This window comes from Dermacoccus sp. GAS27A (assembly GCF_044909235.1).
GTDB classification, from domain to species: Bacteria; Actinomycetota; Actinomycetes; order Actinomycetales; family Dermatophilaceae; genus Dermacoccus; species Dermacoccus nishinomiyaensis.
Window position 1 is genome coordinate 42,533 of sequence record NZ_JBIYDW010000006.1, and the last position, 24,380, is coordinate 66,912.

Below are 24,380 nucleotides of genomic sequence, written 5' to 3' on the forward strand. Positions count from 1 at the left end.
CACCATCATGATGATCGTCCTCATCGTCGTCCTGATCGTCATCATCGGGGCGCTCGTCGCGGTTCTCGCCGGGCGCATCGGCGTCGACTCGATGTCGGGCCCGAGCAGCACGTCATCGTTCGAGTTGCCGCCCGGCCCCCTGGGCGCACAGGGCGTGGACGCCGTTCGTTTCGACCAGGCACTGCGCGGGTACAACATGGGTCAGGTCGACGCGGTGCTCGACCGCCTGTTCGAAGAGATCGGTGAGTTGGAATCGCAGCTCGGCGAGAAGCCCGACGGTGCGCGCGCCACGACGGCTCGCCCTGACGCCGTGGCCGACGCGGAGGGTGCGTCTCGTAGCCGCCCGGCCGGTGACGAGGCGGCCGAGATCGTCCAGTTCCGGCGTCGCGGGCGCCGCTCGCTCGGGCACGAGCGCGAGGACGAGGCGTCTGAGACCGCGGCGCGCGAGGCCGTGGCGCTCGACAAGGGCGATGAGCCAGTTGGCAGTGATGAGCCGGGAGGCCGGCACGCGGCGTCGCGGGAGTCGTCGAGCGACCGCCACGCATGAGCCTGCTCATCGTCGGTGACGACGGTGTCGCCCGCTGCGCATGGGCCACGAGCGCACCAGATTACGTCGCCTACCACGACGACGAATGGGGGCGACGGGTGCGCGGTGAGCGGGAACTGTTCGAGCGGCTGACGCTCGAGTCGTTCCAATCGGGGTTGTCGTGGCTGACGATCCTGCGCAAGCGTGAGGCGTTCCGGGCGGCCTTCGTCGGGTTCGAGCCGGATGTCGTGGCGGCGCTCGGGGTTGCCGATGTCGAGCGGTTGATGGGCGATGCCTCGATCGTGCGTAATCGCCGCAAGATCGAGGCTGCGGTGACGAACGCGCGCGCCGTCGTCGAGCTGCGTGCCGACGGTGGGCTCGAGGCGCTCATCGACACCTTCCCGCCTGCGGCGCACGAGCGCCCGACGACCGTGGCGGACGTCGTCGGGTCGTCGGACGAGTCGGCCGCGCTCGCGAAAGAACTGAAACGGCGCGGCTTCGCGCACGTCGGACCCACGACCTGCTACTCGCTCATGCAGGCGTGCGGGTACGTCAACGACCACGCAGCAGGGTGTGTTGTGGGCGACGCCATCGAACGTCTGGCGGGGTGAGGTCGAGGCGCCCGGTGCCCCGGTGCCGTCGGCGGGCCGGGCGTGACGGCTGCGTCGTTGGCGTGAGCCCTCCGAGCATCACGTTGATGGCGGGGGTGCGCGCCGAACGCAGGCAATCTGTGCCGTGCCACCTAGGGACCGTCGCTCGGCACCCCTCGGCACCCCAAACTACCGGCGGGGACGACCGTCAGATGCAGGGTGCCCTTCGCGCGGCTCTTGGAGCACCAGCCTGCTAACGGAGGGCGCGACGGACCACCGTCCGAAGGCGAATGTGGATGAAACCCCCGATGGGGACGGGAATCGCGAATGTGGACGAAAATCGCCGATGGGTCAGCGGCCCTCGAAGGTCGGGGGTTGCTTGGTGAGGAAGGCGTCGACGGCGCGTCGGTGATCGTCGCTCGATCCCGTGCGGATCATGAGCGGCTCCTCGTGGGCCAACGACTCCACCAGCGAGTGGTTCGACCCGAATTCGAGCGCATCGCGCATCGCGGCGTAGGCGAGGGTCGGGCCGGCCGCGAGTCGGGCCGCCCATGACTGCGCTGCGGCGAGGGCGTCGTCCTCGATGCGGTTGACCAGGCCGATGCGCAGGGCCTCGTCGGCGTCGATCGTCCGCGCATCGAAGAGCAGTTCGCGCGCGCGGGCCGAGCCGACGAGTCGCTGCAGGCTCCAGCTCGCGCCCGTGTCGCAGCTGAGCCCGATGCCTGCGAACGCCGTCGTGAACTTGGCCGTGGGCGCGGCGATCCGGAAGTCGGCCAGCATCGCGAGCGACAACCCGGCGCCTGCCGCAACGCCGTTGACGGCGGCGATGACGGGCTTCGGCATCTGCGCGAGCGTCGTCGCGATCGGGTTGTAGTAGCGCGACACCGACTCGAACGGGCCCTTCGACCCGGCACCGAGCTGCTCGGCGTGCTCACGCAGATCCTGGCCGACGCAGAATCCGCGCCCGGCCCCCGTCAGGACGAGGGCTCGGATCGACGCATCGTCGGCGACCTGTCTGACGGCGGCGAGCAGCGCGGTCTTGCTCGTGTCGGTCAGTGAGTTGAGCGAGTCGGGGCGGTCGAGCGTGACGGTGGCGACGCCGTCGCTCGCGTCGACGAGAACTTCAGAGGTGGCAGACATGGTGACGAGTTTCACACATGGATTTCGTCTGCCTGGCAGGACGCGCAATAATGGTGGGTAACAAGCTGATCGACGAGCACACTGGCCCCCTTGCGAGAGCGGGGAGTCGTGTTCGGCGCGACGGAGGATCGCGGCACGCTTCGACGATGTGGCAGAACCTAGCGCGCCGTGTGGCGCGTTCTCGAAAGGGGTCAACCCATGGCAGCGATGAAGCCCCGGACCGGTGACGGTCCCCTTGAGGTCGCGAAGGAAGGCCGCAGCATCCTGCTGCGCATGCCGCTCGAAGGCGGCGGACGTCTCGTCGTCGAGATGAACGCCGACGAGGCCAAGGCCCTCGGCGCCGCGATCACCGACTGCGTCGGCTGACGCGTTCGTCACGCACCGCTCGAAACAGGCGCCTCATCCCTCCGGGGATGAGGCGCCTGTTCGCGTCGTGCCAGCGCCGGCGGCTGGGTGGCAGCGCGACAGGCAGCCGCGCTGTGTGTCGCCACTCGTGTTCACGAAACTCGTGGCCGAGGGCGAGCAGGCGGGCGTCAGCCCTTGGCGTGCCTCGTGCTCGCGCAACTCGTCGCAGAGGGCGCGCAGGCCGGCGTCAGCGTTTGACGCAGACGAGGAGGCCGTCGCCGACGGGCAGGAGCGTCGTGAGCAGGTCGTCACGTTCGCGCAGCTCCTTGCCGAGGGCGCGCAGACGCTTCGTCGTCTCGTCGCGCACCGCGGGGTCGGCGACGCGGTCATGCCACAGCATGTTGTCGAGTACGATGACGCCGCCGCGCCGCACGAGACGCAGCGCCTGCTCGACGTACGCGGGGTATTCGTCCTTCTCACCGTCGACGAGGACGAGGTCGTAGGCGGCATCCGCGAGGCGCGGCAGCACCGTCAGGGCGCTGCCGGAGATGATGCGGGTGCGCTGGGGCGGGTAACCCGCGCGCTGGTACGCCGCGCGGGCGGCGCGCTGGTGCTCCATGCTGATGTCGATCGTGGTGAGCACCCCGTCAGCCGGCATGCCGTCGAGCAGCCACAGCCCGGACGAACCGGCGCCCGTGCCGATCTCCACGACGGTGCGCGCCGCCGTCGACGCCGCGAGCATGCGCAGGGCAGCGCCCGCGGCGCTCGTCACCGGGGTGGCGCCGAGGTGCTCGCCCTGGATGCGGGCAGCCTCGATGTGCTGGGGCTCGTCGGCGAAATCCTCGGCGTACGCCCAGCTCGCGGGCTTGAAACTGGTCATGGGGGACATCCTAGGGGCGCTCGCAGCCCCACCCGATCCGTGGGTCGGCGCGCGGCTGTGCGCCGATGGCGGCTCCAGGCCCAGTGCAGCCGACTCTGCGCGCAGTGCGGCGCCAGCCCCTGTGCAGCCCACTGTGCGCGGATGACGGCCGTCGAGCTCCGCGGCCCGAGGCGCTCGACGTCTCAGCAGCAGGGCAGCGTTCGGAATGCGCGACAAGAATGCAGCATTCGCAATGGGCCTTCCGCATCCTGAACGCAACTGGGCGTCAGCGGCACGAGGCGGCCAGCCGGCGGGTCCCTCAGCAAGTCCACAGGCATGCCGGGGATAATGGATGCTCGCGGCGCGCCAGCGCCGAGATGCGGTCGGGAGGACCCATGTCGATGTCGAACCCCCGGGGCGCAGTTGCCGACCCCGTTCACCCCGTCAACACGCGCTCGCGTGTGCGTGTCGCCGAGCAGGCGCCGCCTGGCTGGCAGCCGCCGACGTGGGAGGAGATCGTCACCGAGCACAGTGCGCGCGTCTACCGACTCGCCTACCGCCTCACCGGCAACGTCCACGACGCAGAGGACCTGACGCACGACGTCTTCGTGCGCGTGTTCAATTCGCTCGGTTCGTACCGCCCCGGCACCTTCGAGGGCTGGCTGCACCGCATCACGACGAACATGTTCCTCGATCGCATGCGCCGCAAGCAGCGCATCCGCTTCGACGCCCTGGCCGACGACGCCGACGGCCGGCTGCCCTCCGGAGCGGCCGGGCCCGAGCAGGTCGTCCTCGACGCGCAGTTGGACGACGACGTGCAGCGCGCGCTCGACGCGCTGGCCCCCGACTTCCGCGCGGCGGTCGTGCTGTGCGACATCGAGGGCCTCACGTACGAGGAGATCGCCCAGACTCTCGGACTGAAGCTCGGCACGGTGCGTTCACGCATCCACCGCGGCCGGGCCGCCCTGCGCGAGTCGCTCGCGCATCGCTCGCCCGCCGCTCGTGAGGCGCGACGTCGTAGCGTCGTCCAGGCCGCGAAGGAGGGGCTCACGCGACGCCCGGCCGTGGGGCTCACGTGATCCGCCGGTATCGCTCGGGGCATCTGGGCGAAGCCATCGACCTGTACGTCGACGGCAAACTCGACGCGGTGTCGATGCGGTGCGCGGCGCGCCACCTGCTCGTGTGCTCGGTGTGCCGCCGTGACGTCGACGCGGAACGCGTCATCGTTCGTGAGGTGCGCGCGGTGCCCGTCGACCCCGACCGTCATGCCTCCCTCGTCGCAGGGCTGCTCGCTCTGGCGCCGGAGTGCGCGTCGCGGCCGCCGTCAGCGGCGCCTGGCTCCTGCGCCGACGAGGCCATGGTGCTGGAGGCGGCTCCCCACCGCGCTGCGGCTGGTTCCCGGGAGGACGAGATCGCGTGGCAGGATGCCACGCGCCAGCACCCGGCAGCGCGTCGGCGCCGCTCGAACGTGCGGGCGGGGCTCGTCGCGGGTCTCGCGGGCCTCGGCTCGACCGCGGCATGCGTGGGCGCGTTCGTGCTCGTCACACCGTCGCATTCCGCGCCGATGGCGCCGGAGCGCAGTCGCATGGCGAGCGTCGGAAGCGACAGGATCGCGCCCCCGACGATCGATGTCGCGGGCAGCCGCGAGGTCACGCACGGTGAGCGGGTGACGGTGAGTCGCGCCGGATCAGGCAGAATGGCCCCATGAGCGAGTTCGCAGGGGTGACGTACGCGTGAACATTCCATTCATCGACATCAACTCGGGCGAATTCATCATCATCGTCATCATCGCTCTCGTGCTCATCGGGCCGAAGCGGTTGCCGGGTTATGTCGACAAGCTGCGCACGTTCATCCGCACCGCGCGGGAGATGGCCGAGGGAGCGAAGACGCAGCTCAAGACGGAGATGGGCCCCGAGTTCCAGGACGTCGACTGGCGCCAGTACGACCCCCGCCAGTACGACCCGCGCAAGATCGTGCGCGAGGCGCTGTTCGACGATCCCGACGCCGACATCGCGGGCGAGATCGGGCTGAGAGAGCGCACCGCGCAGTCGACCGGCGCGACAGCGGTGGGCGCCGTGGGTGCGGCCGGCGCAGCTGCATACAGCAGCGATAGCGGAGCTGACGGCGTCGGGGCCGGAGGGATCGGAGCGGAGGGCGCCGGCGGTGAGGACGCCTACGGCGTGCCGGCCGCCCCGCGCTCCCACGTCACTGCCGAATACCACCCCGACCGCGTCACGCCCTTCGACGACGACGCAACCTGAGCCCGACCGAACCGGTGCCGGTCGAGCGCTGACCGACCTCGCGGGGGAGTTTCGCTTCCGCGCACACGACGAGAGCCGCAATCCTGACGTGCAGGGTTGCGGCTCTCGTCGTGTGCTCGTTGTACGCGAGTGGCGCGTCAGCTCACAGCTTGGCACTCGGCGTCAGCCCGAGGCTGCGTCCGGCGAGGCCGCGAGCGCGCGTGCCGAGGCCCTTGGCGATGCCGCGCAGGGCGACGGCGGCGGGCGCGTCGGGGTGGCCGACGACGACGGGGATGCCGTGGTCGGCGCCCTCACGCAGGGTCGTGTCGAGCGGGATCTGGCCGAGCAGCTCGACGGGCGCGCCGATCGACTGCGTCAGCGATTCGGCGACGGTGGCGCCGCCGCCCGCGCCGAAGATCTCCTGGCGCGTGCCGTCGGGCAGTTCGAGCCAGGACATGTTCTCGATGACGCCGGCGACGCGCTGCTTCGTCTGCAGGGCGATCGCACCGGCGCGCTCGGCGACCTCGGCGGCGGCCTGCTGCGGCGTCGTCACGACGAGGATCTCGGCGGTCGGGATGAGCTGCGCGACGGAGATCGCGATGTCGCCTGTGCCGGGCGGCAGGTCGAGCAGGAGGACGTCGAGGTCGCCCCAGAACACGTCGGCGAGGAACTGCTGGAGCGCGCGGTGCAGCATCGGGCCGCGCCACACGACGGGCTGGTTGCCGGGCACGAACATGCCGATCGAGATGACCTTCACGTCGTGCGCCTCGGGCGGCAGGATCATGTCGTCGACCTGCGTCGGGCGGTGCGCGACGCCGAGCATGCGGGGCACGGAGAAACCGTAGATGTCGGCGTCGACGACGCCGACCTTGAGGCCCTGCTCGGCGAGCGCGGCGGCGAGGTTCGTCGTCACGGACGACTTGCCGACGCCGCCCTTGCCGGACGCGACGGCGTACACGCGCGTCATCGAACCGGGCTTGGCGAACGGGATCTCACGTTCGGGGGAGGAGCCCTTGAGCTGCTCGCGCAGGTTCTTGCGCTGCTCATCGTTCATCACGCCGAGGTTCACCTGGACGCCCGTGACACCGTCGACGGCCATCACGGCCTTCGTCGTGTCCTCCGTCAGCTTCGCCTTGAGCGGGCAGCCCGCGATCGTCAGGAGGATGGTGACGGCGACGTGGCCGGACTCGGAGACATCGACCGACTCGACCATGCCGAGTTCGGTGATGGGCTTGTGGATCTCCGGATCCTCCACGGTCGCCAGGGCAGCGCCGATGGCGTCGAGAGTGGGGGTGGTCATGCCCTCCATCGTACGGCGTGGTAGTGAGTGGCCTGAGTCACGTCCACCCGGGCCCTCGCGCCCTCATGCCTCCGGGCGCGCGTCCTTCTTGGCCTGCTTCTTCGCGGCCTTCTTCTCCTGCTTCGACGAGCCGGCATCGTCGTCCTCGGCATCGGGCATGGCGAGCATGCCGCGCTCCTCCATCTCCTCGAGCAGCGAACGCAGCTCGGAGCGCACGAAGTCACGCGTCGCCGTCTCACGCATCGCGAGGCGCAGCGAGGCGACCTCTCGGGTGAGGAACTCGGTGTCGGCGAGGTTGCGCTCGTCGCGCGAGCGATCCTGTTCGATGGCGACGCGGTCGCGATCGTCCTGACGGTTCTGCGCGAGCAGGATGAGCGGCGCCGCGTACGAGGCCTGCAGCGACAGCAGGAGCGTGAGGAAGACGAACGGGTACTCGTCGAACTTCAGTGGCGTCATGTTGACCACCACGTAGATGATGATGAAGCCCGACATCAGGATGAGGAAGTTCGCCGTACCCATGTAGCGCGCGAACTTCTCGCTCGCGACGCCGAAGCCCTCGGAGTCGAGGTCGATGCGTGGCAGCACGCGCGCCCGCTTCTCCTGCGGCTGATCGAGGCGGCCGGCGGCGTCGCGTTCGTCGCGTGAGTCCCGACGCGCCTCCTTCAATGCCTCCTTGCGACGCGATTCCTCCCGGGATTCCTTGGCGTCGCGACGCTCGTCCCGCTTCTCGTCACGCCCGCGCTCACGGCGCGAACCCACTTCGCGGCTCACTGCGTCACCCCCGGAAAGGTCTTGTCCTGGCGGAAGTCATGGCGCTCCTCGCGCCAGTCCTCGGGAAGGATGTGGTCGAGCACGTCATCGACGGTGACCGCGCCGAGCAGGCGCCCGTCGTCGTCCACGACCGGCAGCGACACGAGGTTGTACTGCGCGAGGGTGCGCGTCACCTCGCCGAGCGGCGCGTCGACGTTGACCGGGTCGACGGTCGAGTCGACGACGTTGCCGAGCGACGTGTGTGGCGGTTCGCGCAGCAGCCGCTGCGTGTGCACCATGCCGAGGAAGCGTCCCGTCGGCACCTCGAGCGGCGGGCGCACGACGAACACGGCCGACGCGAGCGCCGGCGCGACCTCTTCACGGCGCACGACGGCGAGGGCCTCGGCGATCGTCGCCTCCGGGCCCAGGATGGCCGGTTCGGTCGTCATGAGACCACCCGCGGTGTTCTCGTCGTACGTGAGCAGCCGGCGCAGGGGAGCGGCGTCGGCCGGCTCCATGCGCTGCAGCAGATCCTCGGCCGTCTCGGGCGGCAGATCACCGAGCAGGTCGGCGGCGTCGTCGGGCTCCATCGCCTCGAGGACGTCGGCCGCGCGCTCGGTGTCGAGGGCGGCAATGATCTCGACCTGGTCGTCCTCGGGCAACTCTTCGAGTAGATCGGCGAGCGTGCCGTCGTCGAGGGCGCGCGCCACCTCGGCGCGACGCTTCGGCGTCAGGTCGTGGATGACCTCGGCAAGATCCTCGACGCGCAGGTCGTCGTACGTCTCGAGCAGCCGCTCAGCCGACTGCTCGGTGTGCTGCCGGTTGAGGCCGTAGACATCGCGGATGTCGTGCAGGCTGGTCGATCCGGTGCGCCGACGCGTCAGACGGTGCATGGCGCGCGAGGCGCCCGACGACTGCTCCTGCGCACGGACGAACACCTTCGTCATGTCCCAGTCGCGACGCTGGTTCTGCTCCATCGCCATGTCCTCGACGGTGCCGGTGAACGTCTCGCCGTCCGGCTCGCGGACCGTCACCTGGCGGTCGAAGAGTTCGGCGCACACGAGCGTCTCGTTGTGACGCTGCTCGAAGCGGCGCATGTTGACCAGGCCCGTCGTGATGACCTTGCCCGCATCGATCGACGTCACGCGCGTCAGCGGCAGGAACACGCGGCGCCGCTGCACGACCTCGACGACGAGGCCGATGACGCGCGGGCTCGGGTTCTTGCCGAACACGACGACGACGTCACGCACCCGCCCGACGCGGTCGCCGAGAGGGTCGAAGACGGTGAGGCCGACGAGACGGGCGACGAAGACACGGGTGCTCACGGGTTCACCCTATCGGCGCCCGGTTGGGCGTTCGCTGCGTCGGCGGGCTTGCTGGACCCGCCGGGTTCCGGCGTCGCCTCCTCGGCACGCACGGCGGCGCGGTGCTCACGCTCCGCGGCGGCAGCGGCGGGGCGCGGTTCGCCCGGCGCGCTCGTGCCGAGATCGGCCGCGGGAGCGCTCTGCGCCGCGGCGGGGCTCGTCTGCGCCTCCGGGGAGGCACCTGCCGCGGCATTCTTCGCGGGCGTCGCTCTCGACCCGGACGCCGCTCTCGCTGCTGCCGGCGCCGGCCGGGACGTGGTCTCCTCCGCCTCCGCAGTGGCCGAGGTCTCTGCGTCATCTTGCGCCGGCGCATCAAGGCGCTCACCGCGCAGCACCACCGTCGCCAGGTCGGGGGTGAAGCGCGTGACACGGCACTCCTGCGCCCAGCGCGCGACGATGTCGTGGGCCGGCGCGTTGAGCCGCCCGGCCTTGAGGGCGAATGTCGCGGCCTCCCACACCTCGTCCTCGGGCGTGATGACGTCGGCGTCCGCCTCGAAGGAGACGAGGCGAGCGCGGGACTCCTTCGAACGCGCCACCACCTCGACGCGGCCGAGGTGCTCGGGGGAGAACTGCTCGCCCGGGCCGCTCACCGTGTACGCGACCCCGGCGAGGTGGACGTGCCAGACCGGCGCCGAGCCGGCAGGCGAGGTGATCCACAGCAACCCCGACTTGGCGAGGGCCTCGGTGACAAGACGGTCGGTGGCAGGCTTCGCGGCAGTCATACCCTCATTGTTTCATCACGATTTCGTTGCGAACGCCGGGCGCGAATCGCCGTGAGCCGATGCCCGCAGCTCTTGTGCGACTGCGTCGCCCCCCTGCAACGACGCGGAGAACGATCCCCACCCGCCCGTCGGCAGCTGCGCTGCGCGGCGCAGGACGCCGCCGTCGAGCCCGCCCTCGTTACCACGACCTCTGGCATGATGAGGAATCGGTGAACCGGTACGGATTCTGCACGACTCACGACGAGCCGGGGGGGAAACCGAGATCGGCCGGCGCGCGTCCCAGACGTACACGGGCCGCGCCAGAGCCCAGATCGCTCACCACGATCTCGATCGAAGGGAAAGTGCCATGCAGCACCACGAAATCAGCCGCCGCGCCATCGTCACCGGCGCCGGCGCCACCGGCACGCTCGCCGTCGTCGGCCTCATCGGCTCGGGCACGGCGTCCGCCGCGAACCCCGTCCTGCAGACCGGCAGCAAGGGCAGCGCCGTCACCACCCTCCAGAAGCGCCTCAACGCCCTCGGCTATTGGTGCGGCAACCCCGACGGCGCCTTCGGCGCCCAGACCAAGCAGGCCGTCCTCGCCGTGCAGAAGGTCGCAGGCCTCGCCCGCGACGGCGTCGTCGGCGCCCGCTCATGGGATGCGCTGAACCGCGGCGTCCGTCCAAGCAGCCGTCGCGGCGGCAACCGCATCGAGGTCGACAAGAGCCGCCAGATCGTCATGGTCGTGCGCGGCGGCTCCGTCAAGTACATCTTCAACACCTCGACCGGCAACGGCCAGACCTTCACCTACTACGGCCGACGCATCAAGGCCGTCACGCCCTCCGGTGAATACAAGACGTACCGCTCCGTCACCTCCGGCTGGGACTACGGCGCCCTCGGTGGCCTCTACCGCCCGTTCTACTTCAACGGCGGCATCGCCCTGCACGGCTCCAACGACATCCCGGCCTACCCCGCCTCCCACGGTTGCTGCCGCATGTCCTGCGCCGCACAGGACTTCCTCATCGGCTCCAAGCTGCTCTACATCGGCGAAGCCGTCAGCGTGTACTGATTCCTCTCACGGGCCGGCTTCCGGCTCACCGTCGGCCGGGGCGCATGCGCCCCGGCCGTCGTGTTCGCTCGGTGCGCCGGCCGTTCGGGCCGAAACGCCCGCACCCGCTTCTCGTTCTCGACCTCGCAGGCTCGGTCGAGAACTCGGCGGATTCGAGCGTTTCGGCGTCCGCGTCGATGGTGTTCACCGGCGGGGCCGGTGCCTCGTGATGTCGCGCTCTGCGGCATCGCGGCCGCACACCGTCGGGCGCCCGGCAGCTCTAGCCGCGCCGCAGGTCGCCTGCCCAGATCAGTTCCTCTTTCGAGCTGGACGCCCGCGCGGTGTCGCACCGAGCGGGGAGATGACGAGGGTGAGCCTGCGAGCCGTCGTCATCTGCCCACCGGAACGGCGTGAGGGACGATTCACCGGCTCCAGACGTCGCGCATCCAGGCCTCGACATCGTCGGGGTCGCGCGGCAGCGACGCCGACAGGTTCTCGTTGCCGTCCTCCGTGATGAGGATGTCGTCCTCGATACGCACACCGACGCCGCGGAAACGATCCGGCACCAACTCGTCGTCCGCCTTGAAGTACAGGCCCGGCTCGATCGTGATGATCATGCCCGGCTTCAACTCGGCGTCCATGTAGTCCTCCTTGCGCGCAAGGGCGCAGTCATGGACGTCGAGGCCGAGGTGGTGGCTCGTACCGTGCACCATCCACCGACGGTGGAACTGGCCGTTCTCCGGGTCGAGCGTCGCCTCGACGTCGACGCCGTCAGGCAGCAGACCCCAGCCGTGCAGACGCTCCGCTATGACGCGGATCGCCGCGGCATGCACGTCCGAGAACTTCGCGCCCGGCTTCGCCGCCGCGAGCCCAGCCTCCTGCGCCGCGAGCACCGCCTCGTACACCTCACGCTGCGCAGGGGAGTACGTGCCGTTGACGGGCAGGGTTCGCGTCACGTCAGCGGTGAACAGCGAGTCGACCTCGACGCCCGCGTCGACGAGGATGAGGTCGCCGTCCTTGACGTCGCCCGTGTTCTTGATCCAGTGCAACGTATTCGCGTGATCACCGCTCGCACAGATCGAGTCGTAGCCGACGCCGTTGCCCGCATGGCGTGCATGCAGGCCGAAGACACCCTCGACCCAGCGCTCACCGCGCCCGCGACGCACCGCCTCCGGCAGGTCGGCGACGACGGCCTCGAACCCGCGCGCGGTCGCGTCGCACGCCTCGCGCATCTGGCCGACCTCCCACGCATCCTTCGTCAACCGCGCCGTCGACAGCCACCGGCCGAGCTCCAGATCGCGCTCCTGCGCCTTCTCGGCGGTGGCCTCGTCGAGGTGGGCGCGGATCTGCTCGACCTGCGCCGTGACGTCGACGTCAGCGTCACGCACGACGAGCACCTCCGTCGCGCCCGCGTCTTTGGCCGCAGCGTCGGCGAACTCATCGATGTGACGAGCGGTGATGCCGAGCTCGTTCGCCATGTCCTCGAGCGACGGTCGCGCACCGACCCAGAACTCGCCGTAGCGGCTGTCACCGAAGAACTCCTCGGTGTCGCGCCCGGCGAGCGGGCGGAAGAAGATCTGCGCCTCGTGCCCGCCCTCGGCCAGCGGCTCCAGGACGAAGACGGCGTCCGGCTCGCGGTCCGCGCCGAGACCCGTCAGCCACGCGAACGCGGTATGCGGACGGAACACGTAGTCACAATCGTTGCTGCGCACCTTCAACCCGCCGGCGGGCACGACGAGACGGGCCCCCTCGAAGGCCGCCGAGAGGGCCTCGCGTCGCGCGGGCGTCAGGTCGGCGACCTCGGCGCGGGGCGTCGGCTCGGTGCCGCGCGGCGCCCACCCGGAGGCGACGAACTCTCGGAAGGCCGCCCCACCCGGGCGGCTGCGGTGCTCTGCTGTCTGCTGCTTCTCACTCACCCGTCCATTCTGCACCCCGGCCCCCGACACATGGCGGACGGTGTGCGCCCAGTTGGCCGCATCCCCCACAATGGCTGGGCCGACAGAAGTGACGAGACGAGGTGCAGGCGCGACATGGTGAATCCCGACGGTCCCCAGGCCACCCCGACACCGCCGTCGGCGACCCCGTTGCCGACGCCGCGTCGTGCCGCGCCGAGCAGCGCCGAGAGCCGCCCTGTGCAGGCCCGCCCCACGAAACCCGCCGCGGCCACGACGAGCGCCCCGCGGATGCCACGTACCGGCGCGACGCGGGTGCGCGGTCGGGCGATGTCCGTCATCCGTCCGAGCGGGCCGCCGACGAAGCCGATCTCGGTGCGCGGCACCAACGACCGCGTCTCCGAGTGGCACACGCGCTCCGTCATCGACTTCTGCCTCCGCCTCGGAGAGGCGATGCTCGTCACCGGCGCATCCGTGGCCGACACCACCGCGTCGCTGCTGCGCGTCGGGCGCGCCTACGGGCTGCAGGGCGCGCACGTCGACATCACCTACACGTCCGTCACGATCTCGATGCATCGCGGCGTGCACCGCGACCCGATCACCGTCATGCGCATCATCACGCACTTCGGCACCGACTACTCGCGGCTCGAGGCGTTGCACGCCCTCGTGCGCGACATCGCCAGCGACCCCGACGACCCGGGCGAGATCGACGACAACCTCTACACCCTCGAACGCATCCTCGAGCAACCGCACGTGTACCGCCGCGGCGTCATCACCTTCGCGTGGGCGCTCATGGGAGCAGGCGTCGCGATGCTGCTCGGCGGCAGCACGGCCATGGTCCTCGTCGCCGGGCTGTCCACGGCGGTCGTGGACCGCATCCAGTACGCCGTCGCGCGCGCCGGTGTCTCCGCGTTCTTCGGGCAGATGCTCGGTGCGATGTTCGCGACGGCTGTCGCCGTCGGCCTGCTCGTCGTCCACCAACACGCGGAGACGATCATGTGGCTCGGACAGGTGAGACCCTCCCTGGTCGTCGCCTCCAGCGTCGTCGTGCTCCTCGCAGGCATGAGCGTCGTGACGGCTGCGCAGGACACGCTCGACGGCTTCTACCTGACCGCCGGCGCGCGCACCTATGAGGTCGTCCTGCTCACCGGCGGCGTCGTCGCGGGCGTGCTGCTCGTCCTGAGCATCGCCCAGCGCTTCGGCGTCGACCTCGTCATCATCGAACGCTCCAGCAGCTTCGCCGGCTCTGTTCTCACCCAGATCGTGGCAGCCGCACTCATCGCCGGTGCCTTCGCCGTCTCCGCGTACTGCGCTCCGCGCACCGTGCTCGCCGCCGTTCTCACCGGCGGATTCTCGTGGCTGCTGTTCGGGACGCTCATGTGGGGTGTCGGCACCAGCGAGCCCGTCGCCGCAGGAGGTGCGGCCCTCGTCGTCGGGGCGCTGGCACCATTCGTGGGGACGCGGGTGCACGTGCCGAGCATCGCACTCATCACCGCGGGCATCGTGCCCTTGCTGCCGGGGCAGGCGGTCTACCGGGGCATCATGATGTTCATCACCGAGGGCGAGAACACCCTGTGGCAGACCACTCTGCTCAACGCCGTCCTCATGGGCCTCACGCTGTCAGTCGGGGTGTCGCTCGGCACGCTGCTCGGCCGTCAGGTCAGCGCGGGCGCCGACTCGCTCACCGCGCGCGTCGTGCGACGGACCGTCAGCGAGACGACGAACGACACCGCCGCCTGAGCGGCGCGGAGTGCGTCAGCGGGCCGTGCTCGAGGCGGTTGCGCTGGGCGGGCGGACGGTGCCCGAGCTCTGGGCGGGCTTCGATGCTGCGGATGACGAGGCAGGCGCCGGGGACGCACCCGACGACGACGGCGCTGACGACGCGCCCGACGACGACGGTGCGACGCTCGTCGTCGGCACCGCCGCCGGAGTCGTGCCACTGGCCGTCGAGCCGGCGTCACCCTTCTTGGTCCACGACCAGCTCGCGAGCAGCGCCGTCAGCGCCGACTCGTCGCGGGCGGCGTCAGCCTTCGCGCCGGTCAGGGTGACGGAGTACAGCACCTTGTCGTGCGCGAGCATCACGTAGCTGCGCTTGAGGGCGACGTTCTTCTCCGTCGAGGTCGCCGTGAAGCCGACGGCCTTCTCACCGCCGACGGTGCGGTCGGGCAGGGCGGCCACCGATGCGCCGCTCTGCTTGGCCTGCAGCGACGCCCGGCGCAGCGTGCCCTCCAGCTCGGGCGCAGGCGTGACGCTGGAACGCGCGACGACGATCGTGGGCGCGACGTCGTGCGCGAGAGTCGACGACGACAGATAGGCGACCGATTTCGGCTGGGACGTGAGATTCCACCCAGCTGGCACGACGAAGTTGAACGTGCCGTCCGAGCTGACGACGGACCCGGGGCTGGGGGAGGTGATGGCGCTCGGGTTGGACGACGCCGTCGTCGCCGAGGAGCTCGCGCTGAACGGGGTCTGGGTCGCCGCGACGTCCTTGGGGTCGGCTCCCGAGCTGCACGCACTCAACGCGACGAGGCCGGTGGCCGTGACGAGCGCTGCGACGCCGCGTGCGGCCCGACGGAGCGAGCGGCGGCGCGCTCGCGGGGTCATGTCGAGGGGGCCCTGCTTCACCATGGTCGAAACCCTAGCGACGCGAGCGGTCTCAGCGTGTGCGGCGCGCGGCGCGGGCAGCGCCCTGTGATGACAACCACGGCGTCACCGGGCGACGCCACAGCAGGTAGACGGTCGTGAGGCCGAGCGTCATCGTCACCGCGCCGATGAGGGCGCCGGGGCCGAACGAGCGCACGCCGGACAGCAGGAAGGTGAAGGTGTAGACGATGGCGAGGACGGTCGCGCACGTGCGCCCGGAGGCGCGACCGCGCAGACACAGGCGCGCCACGAGTAACCACAGCACGACGAAGAATGCGCCCGTGACGAGACCGAACCAGCGGGCCTGATCCGTCGCCCGTTCCAACTCCCCGGCGGGCAGGGTGCGCCGCTGGAACTCGTGCGCGAGCCGCGCCGTCTGAGCGCGGGTGCCGTCACGATCGAGCCATGCCACGAGCGTCGAGACGGCCTGCACGAGCGCACCGGCCATCATGCAGGCAACGGCCCGCCGCACCGGACGCGGCGAGTGCTCACCCATGCCTGCTCTCACGGGCAGCAACACTAACCTGTCACCCATGCGTATCGACCTGCACACCCACTCGAACCGCAGCGACGGCACGACGAGCCCCGCCGACGTCGTCGCGCAGGCCTCGGAGGCGGGGCTCGACGTCGTCGCGCTCACCGACCACGACACGACCCGCGGGTGGGACGACGCCGCCGACGCCGCGCGCCGCGTCGGCATCGACGTCGTACGGGGCATCGAGATCTCCTGCCGCCATCGCGGCATCAGCATCCACCTGCTCGCCTACCTTCCGGCCCCCGAGGGAGAGCTGTTCGACGAGATGGAACGTGCCCGCGAGTCGCGGGTGACGCGCGCCGAGCGCATGGTCGAGCGGCTCGGACGCGACGTGCCGATCACGTACGAGCAGGTGCTCGCGCAGGCGGGGCCGGACGCGACGATCGGGCGCCCCCACATCGCCGATGCGCTCGTCGCGAACGGCGTCGTGCCCGATCGCAGCACCGCCTTCGAGCACCTGTTGAGCAATTCGGGCCCCTACCACGTCGGTCACTACGCCATCGACCCGGTGCGCGCCGTCACCCTCGTGCGCGCGGCCGGCGGGGTGCCCGTCATGGCGCACCCCTTCGCGGACGTCCGTGGACGCGTCGTCGACGACGCCGTCATCGAGGAGATGATCGACGCCGGGTTGCTCGGCCTCGAGGCCCACCACCGCGACCACACGCCCGAGCAGGTGCGCCACGCCCGCGACCTCGCGCGGACGCACGATCTGCTCGTCACCGGCTCGAGCGATTACCACGGCGACGGCAAGCCGAATCGACTGGGGGAGAACACGACCGAGCCCGACCAGTACGAACGCCTCGTCGCGCTCGCGACGAGTGACGTGGGAGTCGTGCGCGGGCGCTGACGCGGTGCTGATGGCGGGTGCCGGGCGTCCGGCGGGCATGACGACGGCGCCGGAGCGAGCCCTGCTCACCCCGGCGCCGGACGCGTCGTCGACGGATGCCTGATCGAGGTGGCCCCGGCTCGAACCCGGGCACCCGATCATCTTCCCCTCAGCGTTTGAGGCGCGAACGCAACGCACTCACGACGGCTCCCAGGCCATGCGTGGGCTGCTTCGTGGTCGAGGCGGCGAGAGCGTCGCCGTCGCCGTCCGCGACGGCCTCGCGCGAAGCCTTCTCCTCGTCGGTCTCGCGTGCGCCCCATTCGCCGAGGCGGCGGAGGCGCTCGGTGCGCAGCGCCGCGATGCGCCCTCGATCGGTGCGGTACTCGAGGTCGGCGACGGTGACGGTGCCGGAGCGCAGGTCCACCTGTTCACCGATGTAGCGGAACAGCACCGCCAGCGTCGCGACGACGGGGACGGCGAGGAAACCGCCGATGACGCCATGGTCCTCGGAGCCGGCCGCGATGCCGAGCAGCACGAGGACAGGGTGCAACGACATCGAGCGGCTCTGCAGCAGCGGCTGCAGGATGTGCCCCTCGAGCTGCTGCACGAGGATGATGATGACGAGGACGATGATCGCTGTCGTCACCCCCTTCGTCACCAGCGCGACGAGGACGGCGAGTGCGCCGGCGACCGTCGCACCGACGATCGGGATGAACCCGCCGAAGAACGTGATGACGCACAGCGGCAGGGCCAGCGGCACACCGCATGCGATGAGACCGATGCCGATGCAGACCGAGTCGATGGCCGAGACGATCGCCTGGGTGCGGATGAACCCGGACAGGGTCTGCCACGCGCGGGTGAACACCTCGGTGACGTGAGCGCCGGTGCGCTCACCCGTGACGAGCCGCACCCACGGTAGGAAGCGGTCCCCGTCCTTGATGAAGAAGAACGCGAGGATGAGGCTGAGGACGAGGGTGACGAGGATGCTGCCGACCGTCGTCACGCCGCTGAAGACGCCCGAGGCGATGGCATCGCCCGACGTCTTGAGCTTCTCGTTGATCACGTTGACTGCGTTGTCGATCTGGGTCGCCGGGATCTTCAACGGCGGGCCCTGCAACCAGCGTTGGATCTGGGAGACGCCCTCCATCGACTTGCGTGCCAGCTCGGGCGCCTCGGCTGCGACGGTCGGGACGATCGCGGCGATGATGCCACCGACGACGAGCAATCCGCCGAGCACGCTCGAGAGCGCCGCCAGGGCGGGGCGCACGCCGCGGCGACGCAACCAGGCGGCAGGCGGCCACAGGACGGTCGTGATGAAGAGACCGAGGATCAGCGGCAGGATGATGACCCAGAACGGTGTGAGCGCTCGCCACACGAGATAGAACGTGACGATGATGATGCTGATCCGCAACGACCAGCGCGCGAACGAGGCGAAACCGTCCGAGATGATGCGCGAGCGGTCCTCGGACGCCCGTGACTCGGGCTCGTGCGGGTCCTGCTTCTCGACGCGGGCATCGCGGTTGCGTGCGTCGAGCGTCAGCTCGTCGCGCTCTTCGGGCGGGGTGGACGGAGGCGAGGCGGAATCGGCCGGTAGCGGCGTCGAGTCATCGGCCGCGGGCGGCGTCAGGGCCGGGTCCGGAGGTGAGGCAGGCATGGGTGCCCTTTCGGATCAACGCTCATTTGTCGTGAAGCGTACTGAGAGTGATGACACAGGCGCGAATGCGGCGCGAGGCGCCCGGTGCTCGCCCGCGTCACGTCTGAACGAGTGCGGACGGCGCCGGGCGCCTCGCGCCGGGAGGGTGCGTCAGTCGGCGGCAGACGTCTCACCCGCGCCACCGCGGGTGCGACGGCGACGTCGGCGCGGCTGCGACGAACCGCCGGAGCCCTCGGTGCTCGCGGCGTCACGGCGCGGGCGACGCTCGCTCGAGCCACCCGAGGCCTGACGTTCGCCGCCGCGACCACCGGAGCGCCCGCCTCGTCCCCCCGATCGGCCGCGCTCGTCGTCACGGCGCGGACGACGCTCGCCGCGCTGATGCGAGTCGCCTCGCCCCGTCTCTCCAAGATCTTCGACGCGCTCGGCGTCGAGGCCTTGGCGGGTGCGCGCCGACTTGGGCAGGCTGCCGGTCGCGTTCGCGGGGATCTCGAGATCCTCGAACAGGTGCTCGGAGCTGGAGTACGTCTCCTCGGGTTCGGGGATGCCGAGGTCGAGGGCCTTGTTGATGAGCGCCCAGCGGTGCAGGTCGTCCCAGTCGACGAGGGTGACGGCGATGCCCGTCTTGCCCGCGCGGCCGGTGCGGCCGATGCGGTGGACGTACGTCTTCTCGTCCTCCGGGCACTGGTAGTTGATGACGTGCGTGACGTCCTCGACGTCGATGCCGCGCGCGGCGACGTCGGTCGCGACGAGGACGTCGACCTTGCCCGAACGGAACGCACGCAGCGCCTGCTCTCGGGCGCCCTGGCCGAGGTCGCCGTGCAGCGGAGCGGCCGCGAAGCCGCGCGAGATGAGCTCGTCGGAGACCTTGGCGGCCGTGCGCTTGGTGCGGCTGAAGATGATCGTCAGGCCGCGGTCCTTCGCCTGCAGGATGCGGGCGAGCATCTCGACCTTGTCCATCGCGTGCGCGCGGTAGACGAACTGCTCGATGTTGGAGGCCGTCTCGGCCTCGCTCGCGTCGTCCTGCATGGCGCGGATGTGCGTCGGCTGCGTCATGTAACGACGCGCGAGGGTGACGACGGCGCCCGGCATCGTCGCGGAGAACAGCATCGTCTGACGCCCACCCGGCGTCATTGCGAGGATCTTCTCGACGTCGGGCAGAAAGCCCAGGTCGAGCATCTCGTCGGCCTCGTCGAGCACGAGGCAGCCGACGTACGCCAGGTCGAGGTGACCACGCGTCGCGAGGTCGATGATGCGACCCGGCGTGCCGACGATGACCTCGACACCTTTCTCGAGGCGCTCGACCTGCGGCTCGAACGCGCGACCGCCGTAGATCTGCGCGATGCGGATGCCGCGCTTCTTCGCGGCGGCCTCGAGGTCGGAGGCGACCTGGACGGCGAGCTCGCGCGTCGGGACGACGACCATCGCCTGCGGCTTGCCCTCGGGCGCGGGGACGGCGGCCTTCGACGTCTCACCCGGCGCGGTGACGCGGCTGAGCAGCGGCACTCCGAAGCCCAGGGTCTTGCCGGTGCCGGTGCGCGCCTGGCCGATGATGTCGTGCCCCGAGAGCGCGACGGGCAGCGTCATCGCCTGGATGGGGAAGGGATGGACGATCCCCTTCTCTTCGAGGGCGGCGACGATGTCGGGGTGGATGCCGAAGTCGGCGAATGTCTGCTCGGCGATGGGCTCAGGGGCCGCTTCGGCCTCGATGGAGGTGATGCCGGCGGAGTCGAGCTCGGCAGCCGTGGGCTGGTTGTCGTTGATCACGATCGTGCTTCCTGTGTCGCCCCGGGGCCTCGGAGGCCGCGCCGGGGATGATGAGAGCCGATCGGAGGTCTGCGCGCCGCGCGGCCTCGCGTGCGGAGGTGGGCGGCGGGAGTGGGCGTCTGTCGTATGACGCCCGCACGTGCCGGGAGGGGCCGATCGGTCACCCGTGGTCATCTCGAGTCTACCCACGCGCGCCACACCTGTTCGACGCCACGCTACGATCGCTGCATGAGCGAGCCTGTGACGCCTGATCCGAGCCCTTCACGCACGATCGAGGACGAGACGTACCGGGCGGGGGTGATCGACCTGCTGAGCGTCATCGCCTACGGCGAGCTCTCCGGCGCCTTCGCGACGGTGGCGGACGCCGCTCGCGCCCCGCGCCTCGACCACAAGCTGGCGCTCGCGCGCATGGCGCGCGGCGACTTCGACCACTACGAGCAGCTCGCCGGCCGTCTGCGCGCCCTCGGCGTCGAGCCCGAGGACTCGATGCAGCCGTTCACGGCCGCCATCGATGAATGGCACCGTCGTACGCCGCCCGCCGACTGGTACGAGGGCCTCATGAAGGCCTACGCCGGCGCCGCGATCGCGACGGATTTCTACTCGGAGATCGCGCGCTACGTCGACCCCGAGACGCGTTCGCTCGTCGAGCGTGCCGTCGACAGCGATGAGCAGGACGCGTTCATCATGAGCGTGCTCAGCGACGCCATCGCGGCCGACCCGCGAGTGGGTTCGCGTCTCGCACTGTGGGGGCGCCGCCTCGTCGGTGAGGCCCTCAGTCAGGCTCAGCGCGTCGCCGCGACCCACGACGGGCTGACGGCCCTGCTCGTCGACGACGGCTCCGGCGTCGGCGCGGACCTCGCCGAGCTGACGCGCATGTTCGAGCGACTGACGTCGAATCACACGCGCCGCATGGAGGCCTTGGGGCTCACGGCGTGAGCGCCTGACCTCTGACCTGATCGCGGAAACGAAGAAGCCCGGCCCCACGAGGGGCCGGGCTTCTTCACCTGCGCAGCGGAGCTGCGCGAGCGACGGATCAGACGCGGTTCTTGCGACCCACCAGCGTGAGGTAGATGGTGATGAGAACCATCGCGCAGATGATGCCCACGATGAAGGGGATGATCTCGAAGCCGCCGTTGGAGTTCTTGTAGCCGAACTGGGTGGTCAGCCAGGAGCCGAGGGCGGAGCCGACGATGCCGAGGATGATCGTCATGATGATCCCCATGTTCTGGTCGCCCTTGAGGAACAGGCGGGCGAGGGCGCCGATGATGAGGCCGCCGATGATCGAGCTGATGATGCCCATGGTGAGTCTCCTATGAGTTCGGCTGGGCTCCGGTATGTCCCAACGTTTGTCTCCACCTAAGCCAATCGGCGGTCGCATTTCAACCATCGAGACCGGCGAGGTGCTAGATGCGTTATTCCTTCGTTACGCGACGGCGGGCGTTCACCCCTTTGGGGTGAACGCCCGTGACCGCTTCGGGTGAACGTCAGCCGCCGAAGCCGACGCGGCCCTTCTGCTCCGCCGCGATGTCGACGTAGCCGATGGCGGAAGCCGGCACGGTGACGCTGTGGCCGCGCTCGTCACTCAGCGTGAGCGGGGTGCCGCTGTCGAGAGCCGCGCGCACGTGCTCGCGCACCGCGTCGGCGTTCTCGTGCGAGTCGATGACGACCTCGCGGGCGACGTTCTGGACGCCGATTCGAACCTCCATGGTTCTCCTCCTTCTCGTCGCGTGCGGAACGCGATCAGTGGTGGACGTGTGGGTGAGATCAGCGTGCCCCATCGGCGACGCCGGAATCATCCCAGGGGTGAGAGGCCGCGCGACTCACCCGTCGTATGGGTGCAACGCCTCAGCGCTCGATTTCATCCCCGCCGGTCTTCGGGAACCCGCCGAGGCCGCGCCAGCCCAGCAGACCGACGATGCGCGCGGCCTCCGCGCGGGGGATCGGCGAACCCGTCGTGATCCAGTAGCGCGCGACGACCTGCGACATGCCGACGAGGGCGACGGCGACGAGCGTCGCCTGCTCCGTCGGAAGCTCCGTGTCCTCCTGCACGACCTTGGCGACCTCGGCCGCGGTCTCCGTCAGCATGCGTTCGACCTTCTCGCTGACGGCGGGCTCGTTCGTCAGATCCGATTCGAAGACGAGGCGGAAACCCGCGTCCTCGCGCTCGACGAAGGCGAAGAACGCGCCGATCGCCGCGGCGACGCGCTGGCTGTTGTCGGACGTCGACTCGATGGCCTCGCGCACGAGGAGCGGCACCTCACGCGTGTGCTGCTCGAGCAGCGCCAGGTACAGGTCGAGCTTGCCGGGAAAGTGCTGGTAGAGCACCGGCTTGCTGACGTGGGCGCGCTCCGCGATCTCGTCCATCGCCGCACTGTGGTAGCCGGATTCGACGAAGACGGACTGCGCCGCCTCCATGAGTTGGGCTCGCCGCGCCGATCGGGGGAGGCGTCCGCGTTTGGTCGAATCGTCCACGTGGGTCATGGATGAGGCTCCTTGCTCGTCGGTCATAAGCTGGGTGCGACTTTATCGCCCATGGGCCATCTCGGTGGCCCGGTCACGGAATGAGGTGCCTGTGCGAGACGCCCGGCCCGACGATCCCGGCGCCCGACGATACGCGCGCCACCACTCGCTGGCCGGCTTCGGGGTGACCGGGCAGCGACGGTTGGCAGCGGCGCGGGTGCTCGTCGTGGGCGCCGGCGGGCTCGGCTCACCCGTCATCTCCTCGCTCGCCGGCTGCGGCGTCGGGCACCTCGTCGTCATGGATCCGGACGTCGTGGAGATCTCCAACCTGCCGCGTCAGCTCATCCACACCGAAGCCGCGATCGGCACGGCGAAGGTGACGTCGGTGCAGCGCGCCGTCGCGGCGCAGAACAGTGGTGTCGAGGTGAGTGCGCTGCCCGAGCGCCTCAGCGTGACGCGGGCGCTCGAACTCGTCGCCGAGGTCGACGTCGTCGTCGACTGCACCGACAGCATCGAGGCTCGCTACGTGCTCAACGACGCCTGCGTGCTGCTCGGCGTACCGCTCGTGTGGGCGTCGATCGCGCAGTATGCAGGGCAGTTCGGCGTCGTCGAGCCCGCAGTCGGGCCGTGCTATCGGTGCGTCTTCCCCGATCCGCAGGCCGTCGCCGGGCTCGCGACGTGCGAGGAGGCGGGGGTGCTCGGCGTGCTGCCGGGCGTGCTCGGCGCGATGCAGGCCGTCGAGGTGATCAAGCTGTGCTCCGGCATCGGCGCTCCGGCGCGCGATGCGATCCGGTTGTACGACGCCCTCGGCGCGACGATGGCGACGCTGCCCGTCGCGCGCGACCCCGAGTGTGGCGTCTGTGGGCTCGAAGCGGGGTACTTCGAGGGGGTTGCCGGCCTCGAGGGGGTGGATGCGCCTCCAGGGTTCGCTGATTTCGGTGGATCTGGTGGTTTTGGTGGTCTCGGTGCGGCGGGTGGCCCTGGGGCCGACGGGCGCGCGGCGGCGTCAGGCGCGGTGGCCGAGATCGGGCCGCAGGAGTGGCCGGACGCGGGGTTCGTCCTCGTCGACGTGCGCAACCCCGATGAGGTCGAGGCGGCGCCGTTGCCGCCATGGATGACGGTGGGCGCCGACGAGACGTTCGTCGAACCGTGGGCCGGCGGCTGGAACGAGGCGACGCGAGCGTCCGTGCACGCGCGGGTGGGGGAGCGCGACGTCGTGCTCGTCTGTGCGCGCGGTGCGCGTTCGCGTGCGGCCGCGGGGGTGCTGGGTGCGAGTGCGATGGAGCATGCTGCTGCGTCGGGCCGGGAGGCGGACTCTGGTCAGGATGCGACGCCGGGCGATGATGCGGCGGCTGACGGATCGTCGAGGCGCTCGGGTCGCATCCTGAGTGTGCGTGGGGGCCTGGCGGCGGCGTCATGAGGCCGGCATGACGGGCGGGGCACGCGACGAACTGAGCGAATCGGTCGCCGAGGTCGTCACCGACGTGCCGCCGGGGCGCGTGACGACGTACGGTGCCATCGCCGCGGTCGTCGGCACGGGCGCACGCCAGGTGGGGCGCATCCTCGCGGACGGTCGGCCGGGGTGGCCGTGGTGGCGGGTGACGAACGCGCGGGGGCTGTTGCCGGAGGCGCTGAGGGCGCAGGCGTTCGAGCAGTACGAGGCGGAGGGGACGCCGACGCGAGGTGAGGGAGTCGACCTGCGTCGGGCTGGTTGGGTGCCTCCGTTCTGACGGGTGGGTGACG

General features: G+C 70.4%; 26 protein-coding genes. 12 read left to right on the forward strand and 14 right to left on the reverse strand.

What is annotated here, in order from left to right:
- Nucleotides 1–7 precede the first annotated feature (7 nt).
- Both ABH936_RS07705 and ABH936_RS07710 read left to right on the forward strand, forming a co-directional pair.
- Nucleotides 8–547, forward strand: coding sequence for a DivIVA domain-containing protein (locus tag ABH936_RS07705; RefSeq protein ID WP_006947425.1), 540 nt, complete (start codon nt 8–10; stop codon nt 545–547).
- A complete protein-coding gene (locus tag ABH936_RS07710; protein WP_404602962.1) occupies nt 544–1,137 on the forward strand; it encodes a DNA-3-methyladenine glycosylase I in 594 nt (197 codons plus the stop codon). The genes ABH936_RS07705 and ABH936_RS07710 overlap by 4 nt, the downstream gene beginning before the upstream one ends.
- Nucleotides 1,138–1,467: 330 nt before the next feature.
- On the opposite strand, the gene ABH936_RS07715 is transcribed toward ABH936_RS07710, so the two are convergent.
- Nucleotides 1,468–2,256, reverse strand: coding sequence for an enoyl-CoA hydratase-related protein (locus ABH936_RS07715; RefSeq protein WP_404602963.1), 789 nt, complete (start codon nt 2,254–2,256; stop codon nt 1,468–1,470).
- A gap of 198 nt (nt 2,257–2,454) precedes the next feature.
- Here ABH936_RS07715 and ABH936_RS07720 point away from each other — a divergent pair, with 198 nt between their 5' ends.
- Nucleotides 2,455–2,622 (forward strand): DUF3117 domain-containing protein, encoded by a 168-nt coding sequence (locus ABH936_RS07720; RefSeq protein WP_006947428.1) that lies wholly within the window; start codon nt 2,455–2,457, stop codon nt 2,620–2,622.
- A 226-nt stretch (nt 2,623–2,848) separates the two neighbouring features.
- Here the strand turns inward: ABH936_RS07720 and ABH936_RS07725 are convergent, their stop codons facing one another.
- Nucleotides 2,849–3,481 (reverse strand): O-methyltransferase, encoded by a 633-nt coding sequence (locus tag ABH936_RS07725; RefSeq protein ID WP_038567255.1) that lies wholly within the window; start codon nt 3,479–3,481, stop codon nt 2,849–2,851.
- A gap of 374 nt (nt 3,482–3,855) precedes the next feature.
- Here ABH936_RS07725 and sigE point away from each other — a divergent pair, with 374 nt between their 5' ends.
- From sigE to ABH936_RS07740, 3 genes are read left to right on the forward strand one after another with little or no spacing between them, the layout of a single operon-like run.
- Complete coding sequence (gene sigE, locus ABH936_RS07730) at nt 3,856–4,539, forward strand: RNA polymerase sigma factor SigE (protein WP_038567258.1); 684 nt, start codon at nt 3,856–3,858, stop codon at nt 4,537–4,539.
- Nucleotides 4,536–5,168, forward strand: coding sequence for a hypothetical protein (locus ABH936_RS07735; RefSeq protein WP_038567260.1), 633 nt, complete (start codon nt 4,536–4,538; stop codon nt 5,166–5,168). Before sigE ends, ABH936_RS07735 begins: the two co-directional genes overlap by 4 nt.
- 25 nt (nt 5,169–5,193) lie before the next feature.
- The gene (locus ABH936_RS07740) at nt 5,194–5,721 is read left to right on the forward strand and encodes a preprotein translocase subunit TatB (RefSeq protein WP_200874242.1); all 528 of its coding nucleotides are present in this window, start codon (nt 5,194–5,196) and stop codon (nt 5,719–5,721) included.
- A gap of 142 nt (nt 5,722–5,863) precedes the next feature.
- On the opposite strand, the gene ABH936_RS07745 is transcribed toward ABH936_RS07740, so the two are convergent.
- The 4 genes from ABH936_RS07745 to ABH936_RS07760 all read right to left on the reverse strand — a co-directional run bounded on the left by ABH936_RS07745 (nt 5,864) and on the right by ABH936_RS07760 (nt 9,836).
- A complete protein-coding gene (locus tag ABH936_RS07745) occupies nt 5,864–7,000 on the reverse strand; it encodes an Mrp/NBP35 family ATP-binding protein (protein ID WP_038570476.1) in 1,137 nt (378 codons plus the stop codon).
- Nucleotides 7,001–7,063: 63 nt separating this feature from the next.
- Nucleotides 7,064–7,771 (reverse strand): DUF1003 domain-containing protein, encoded by a 708-nt coding sequence (locus ABH936_RS07750; RefSeq protein ID WP_404360756.1) that lies wholly within the window; start codon nt 7,769–7,771, stop codon nt 7,064–7,066.
- A complete protein-coding gene (locus ABH936_RS07755; protein ID WP_006947455.1) occupies nt 7,768–9,075 on the reverse strand; it encodes a magnesium transporter MgtE N-terminal domain-containing protein in 1,308 nt (435 codons plus the stop codon). Before ABH936_RS07755 ends, ABH936_RS07750 begins: the two co-directional genes overlap by 4 nt.
- On the reverse strand, nt 9,072–9,836 hold the full coding sequence (locus ABH936_RS07760) for a hypothetical protein (RefSeq protein WP_051805705.1): 765 nt from the start codon (nt 9,834–9,836) through the stop codon (nt 9,072–9,074). Before ABH936_RS07760 ends, ABH936_RS07755 begins: the two co-directional genes overlap by 4 nt.
- A gap of 346 nt (nt 9,837–10,182) precedes the next feature.
- Between ABH936_RS07760 and ABH936_RS07765 the strand changes: the two genes are divergently transcribed.
- Nucleotides 10,183–10,884: a L,D-transpeptidase family protein gene (locus ABH936_RS07765; RefSeq protein WP_006943417.1), complete on the forward strand. Its 702-nt coding sequence runs from the start codon at nt 10,183–10,185 to the stop codon at nt 10,882–10,884.
- A gap of 401 nt (nt 10,885–11,285) precedes the next feature.
- Here ABH936_RS07765 and ABH936_RS07770 read toward each other — a convergent pair whose 3' ends face one another.
- Entirely contained in the window at nt 11,286–12,779 is a 1,494-nt protein-coding gene (locus tag ABH936_RS07770) for an aminopeptidase P family protein (RefSeq protein ID WP_281711476.1), read from the reverse strand.
- Nucleotides 12,780–13,046: 267 nt separating this feature from the next.
- Here ABH936_RS07770 and ABH936_RS07775 point away from each other — a divergent pair, with 267 nt between their 5' ends.
- The gene (locus tag ABH936_RS07775) at nt 13,047–14,495 is read left to right on the forward strand and encodes a threonine/serine exporter ThrE family protein (protein WP_404602964.1); all 1,449 of its coding nucleotides are present in this window, start codon (nt 13,047–13,049) and stop codon (nt 14,493–14,495) included.
- Between the two features lie 15 nt (nt 14,496–14,510).
- On the opposite strand, the gene ABH936_RS07780 is transcribed toward ABH936_RS07775, so the two are convergent.
- Nucleotides 14,511–15,383 (reverse strand): hypothetical protein, encoded by an 873-nt coding sequence (locus tag ABH936_RS07780; protein WP_404602965.1) that lies wholly within the window; start codon nt 15,381–15,383, stop codon nt 14,511–14,513.
- A 28-nt stretch (nt 15,384–15,411) separates the two neighbouring features.
- Complete coding sequence (locus ABH936_RS07785) at nt 15,412–15,894, reverse strand: hypothetical protein (RefSeq protein WP_170957256.1); 483 nt, start codon at nt 15,892–15,894, stop codon at nt 15,412–15,414.
- A gap of 37 nt (nt 15,895–15,931) precedes the next feature.
- On the opposite strand from ABH936_RS07785, the gene ABH936_RS07790 reads away from it, so the two are divergent.
- On the forward strand, nt 15,932–16,780 hold the full coding sequence (locus ABH936_RS07790) for a PHP domain-containing protein (protein WP_074040429.1): 849 nt from the start codon (nt 15,932–15,934) through the stop codon (nt 16,778–16,780).
- 148 nt (nt 16,781–16,928) lie between these two features.
- On the opposite strand, the gene ABH936_RS07795 is transcribed toward ABH936_RS07790, so the two are convergent.
- Entirely contained in the window at nt 16,929–18,413 is a 1,485-nt protein-coding gene (locus tag ABH936_RS07795; protein WP_006943440.1) for an AI-2E family transporter, read from the reverse strand.
- Nucleotides 18,414–18,563: 150 nt separating this feature from the next.
- On the reverse strand, nt 18,564–20,177 hold the full coding sequence (locus ABH936_RS07800; RefSeq protein ID WP_006943420.1) for a DEAD/DEAH box helicase: 1,614 nt from the start codon (nt 20,175–20,177) through the stop codon (nt 18,564–18,566).
- A 228-nt stretch (nt 20,178–20,405) separates the two neighbouring features.
- On the opposite strand from ABH936_RS07800, the gene ABH936_RS07805 reads away from it, so the two are divergent.
- The gene (locus tag ABH936_RS07805) at nt 20,406–21,113 is read left to right on the forward strand and encodes a ferritin-like fold-containing protein (RefSeq protein WP_062257092.1); all 708 of its coding nucleotides are present in this window, start codon (nt 20,406–20,408) and stop codon (nt 21,111–21,113) included.
- Between the two features lie 97 nt (nt 21,114–21,210).
- On the opposite strand, the gene ABH936_RS07810 is transcribed toward ABH936_RS07805, so the two are convergent.
- The 3 genes from ABH936_RS07810 to ABH936_RS07820 form a co-directional block, all read right to left on the reverse strand.
- Nucleotides 21,211–21,477 (reverse strand): GlsB/YeaQ/YmgE family stress response membrane protein, encoded by a 267-nt coding sequence (locus ABH936_RS07810; protein ID WP_006943429.1) that lies wholly within the window; start codon nt 21,475–21,477, stop codon nt 21,211–21,213.
- Between the two features lie 184 nt (nt 21,478–21,661).
- Nucleotides 21,662–21,883: a DUF3107 domain-containing protein gene (locus ABH936_RS07815; protein ID WP_006943432.1), complete on the reverse strand. Its 222-nt coding sequence runs from the start codon at nt 21,881–21,883 to the stop codon at nt 21,662–21,664.
- Nucleotides 21,884–22,022: 139 nt separating this feature from the next.
- Complete coding sequence (locus ABH936_RS07820; protein ID WP_038567284.1) at nt 22,023–22,658, reverse strand: TetR/AcrR family transcriptional regulator; 636 nt, start codon at nt 22,656–22,658, stop codon at nt 22,023–22,025.
- A 91-nt stretch (nt 22,659–22,749) separates the two neighbouring features.
- Here ABH936_RS07820 and ABH936_RS07825 point away from each other — a divergent pair, with 91 nt between their 5' ends.
- Nucleotides 22,750–24,057 (forward strand): HesA/MoeB/ThiF family protein, encoded by a 1,308-nt coding sequence (locus ABH936_RS07825; protein ID WP_160126185.1) that lies wholly within the window; start codon nt 22,750–22,752, stop codon nt 24,055–24,057.
- Nucleotides 24,058–24,064: 7 nt separating this feature from the next.
- Nucleotides 24,065–24,367 (forward strand): MGMT family protein, encoded by a 303-nt coding sequence (locus tag ABH936_RS07830; RefSeq protein ID WP_074040398.1) that lies wholly within the window; start codon nt 24,065–24,067, stop codon nt 24,365–24,367.
- Nucleotides 24,368–24,380: the final 13 nt, after the last annotated feature.

Bases quoted from the DNA above. Each gene is read 5' to 3' on its own strand.
- ABH936_RS07830 (WP_074040398.1), top strand. From the start codon at position 24,065: ATGACGGGCGGGGCACGCGACGAACTGAGCGAATCGGTCGCCGAGGTC.
- ABH936_RS07820 (WP_038567284.1), bottom strand. From the start codon at position 22,658: ATGACCCACGTGGACGATTCGACCAAACGCGGACGCCTCCCCCGATCG.
- ABH936_RS07810 (WP_006943429.1), bottom strand. From the start codon at position 21,477: ATGGGCATCATCAGCTCGATCATCGGCGGCCTCATCATCGGCGCCCTC.
- ABH936_RS07760 (WP_051805705.1), bottom strand. From the start codon at position 9,836: ATGACTGCCGCGAAGCCTGCCACCGACCGTCTTGTCACCGAGGCCCTC.
- ABH936_RS07725 (WP_038567255.1), bottom strand. From the start codon at position 3,481: ATGACCAGTTTCAAGCCCGCGAGCTGGGCGTACGCCGAGGATTTCGCC.
- ABH936_RS07815 (WP_006943432.1), bottom strand. From the start codon at position 21,883: ATGGAGGTTCGAATCGGCGTCCAGAACGTCGCCCGCGAGGTCGTCATC.
- ABH936_RS07710 (WP_404602962.1), top strand. From the start codon at position 544: ATGAGCCTGCTCATCGTCGGTGACGACGGTGTCGCCCGCTGCGCATGG.
- ABH936_RS07790 (WP_074040429.1), top strand. From the start codon at position 15,932: ATGCGTATCGACCTGCACACCCACTCGAACCGCAGCGACGGCACGACG.
- ABH936_RS07805 (WP_062257092.1), top strand. From the start codon at position 20,406: ATGAGCGAGCCTGTGACGCCTGATCCGAGCCCTTCACGCACGATCGAG.
- ABH936_RS07765 (WP_006943417.1), top strand. From the start codon at position 10,183: ATGCAGCACCACGAAATCAGCCGCCGCGCCATCGTCACCGGCGCCGGC.
- ABH936_RS07785 (WP_170957256.1), bottom strand. From the start codon at position 15,894: ATGGGTGAGCACTCGCCGCGTCCGGTGCGGCGGGCCGTTGCCTGCATG.
- ABH936_RS07715 (WP_404602963.1), bottom strand. From the start codon at position 2,256: ATGTCTGCCACCTCTGAAGTTCTCGTCGACGCGAGCGACGGCGTCGCC.
- ABH936_RS07780 (WP_404602965.1), bottom strand. From the start codon at position 15,383: ATGGTGAAGCAGGGCCCCCTCGACATGACCCCGCGAGCGCGCCGCCGC.
- sigE (WP_038567258.1), top strand. From the start codon at position 3,856: ATGTCGATGTCGAACCCCCGGGGCGCAGTTGCCGACCCCGTTCACCCC.
- ABH936_RS07775 (WP_404602964.1), top strand. From the start codon at position 13,047: ATGCCACGTACCGGCGCGACGCGGGTGCGCGGTCGGGCGATGTCCGTC.
- ABH936_RS07745 (WP_038570476.1), bottom strand. From the start codon at position 7,000: ATGACCACCCCCACTCTCGACGCCATCGGCGCTGCCCTGGCGACCGTG.
- ABH936_RS07720 (WP_006947428.1), top strand. From the start codon at position 2,455: ATGGCAGCGATGAAGCCCCGGACCGGTGACGGTCCCCTTGAGGTCGCG.
- ABH936_RS07705 (WP_006947425.1), top strand. From the start codon at position 8: ATGATGATCGTCCTCATCGTCGTCCTGATCGTCATCATCGGGGCGCTC.
- ABH936_RS07795 (WP_006943440.1), bottom strand. From the start codon at position 18,413: ATGCCTGCCTCACCTCCGGACCCGGCCCTGACGCCGCCCGCGGCCGAT.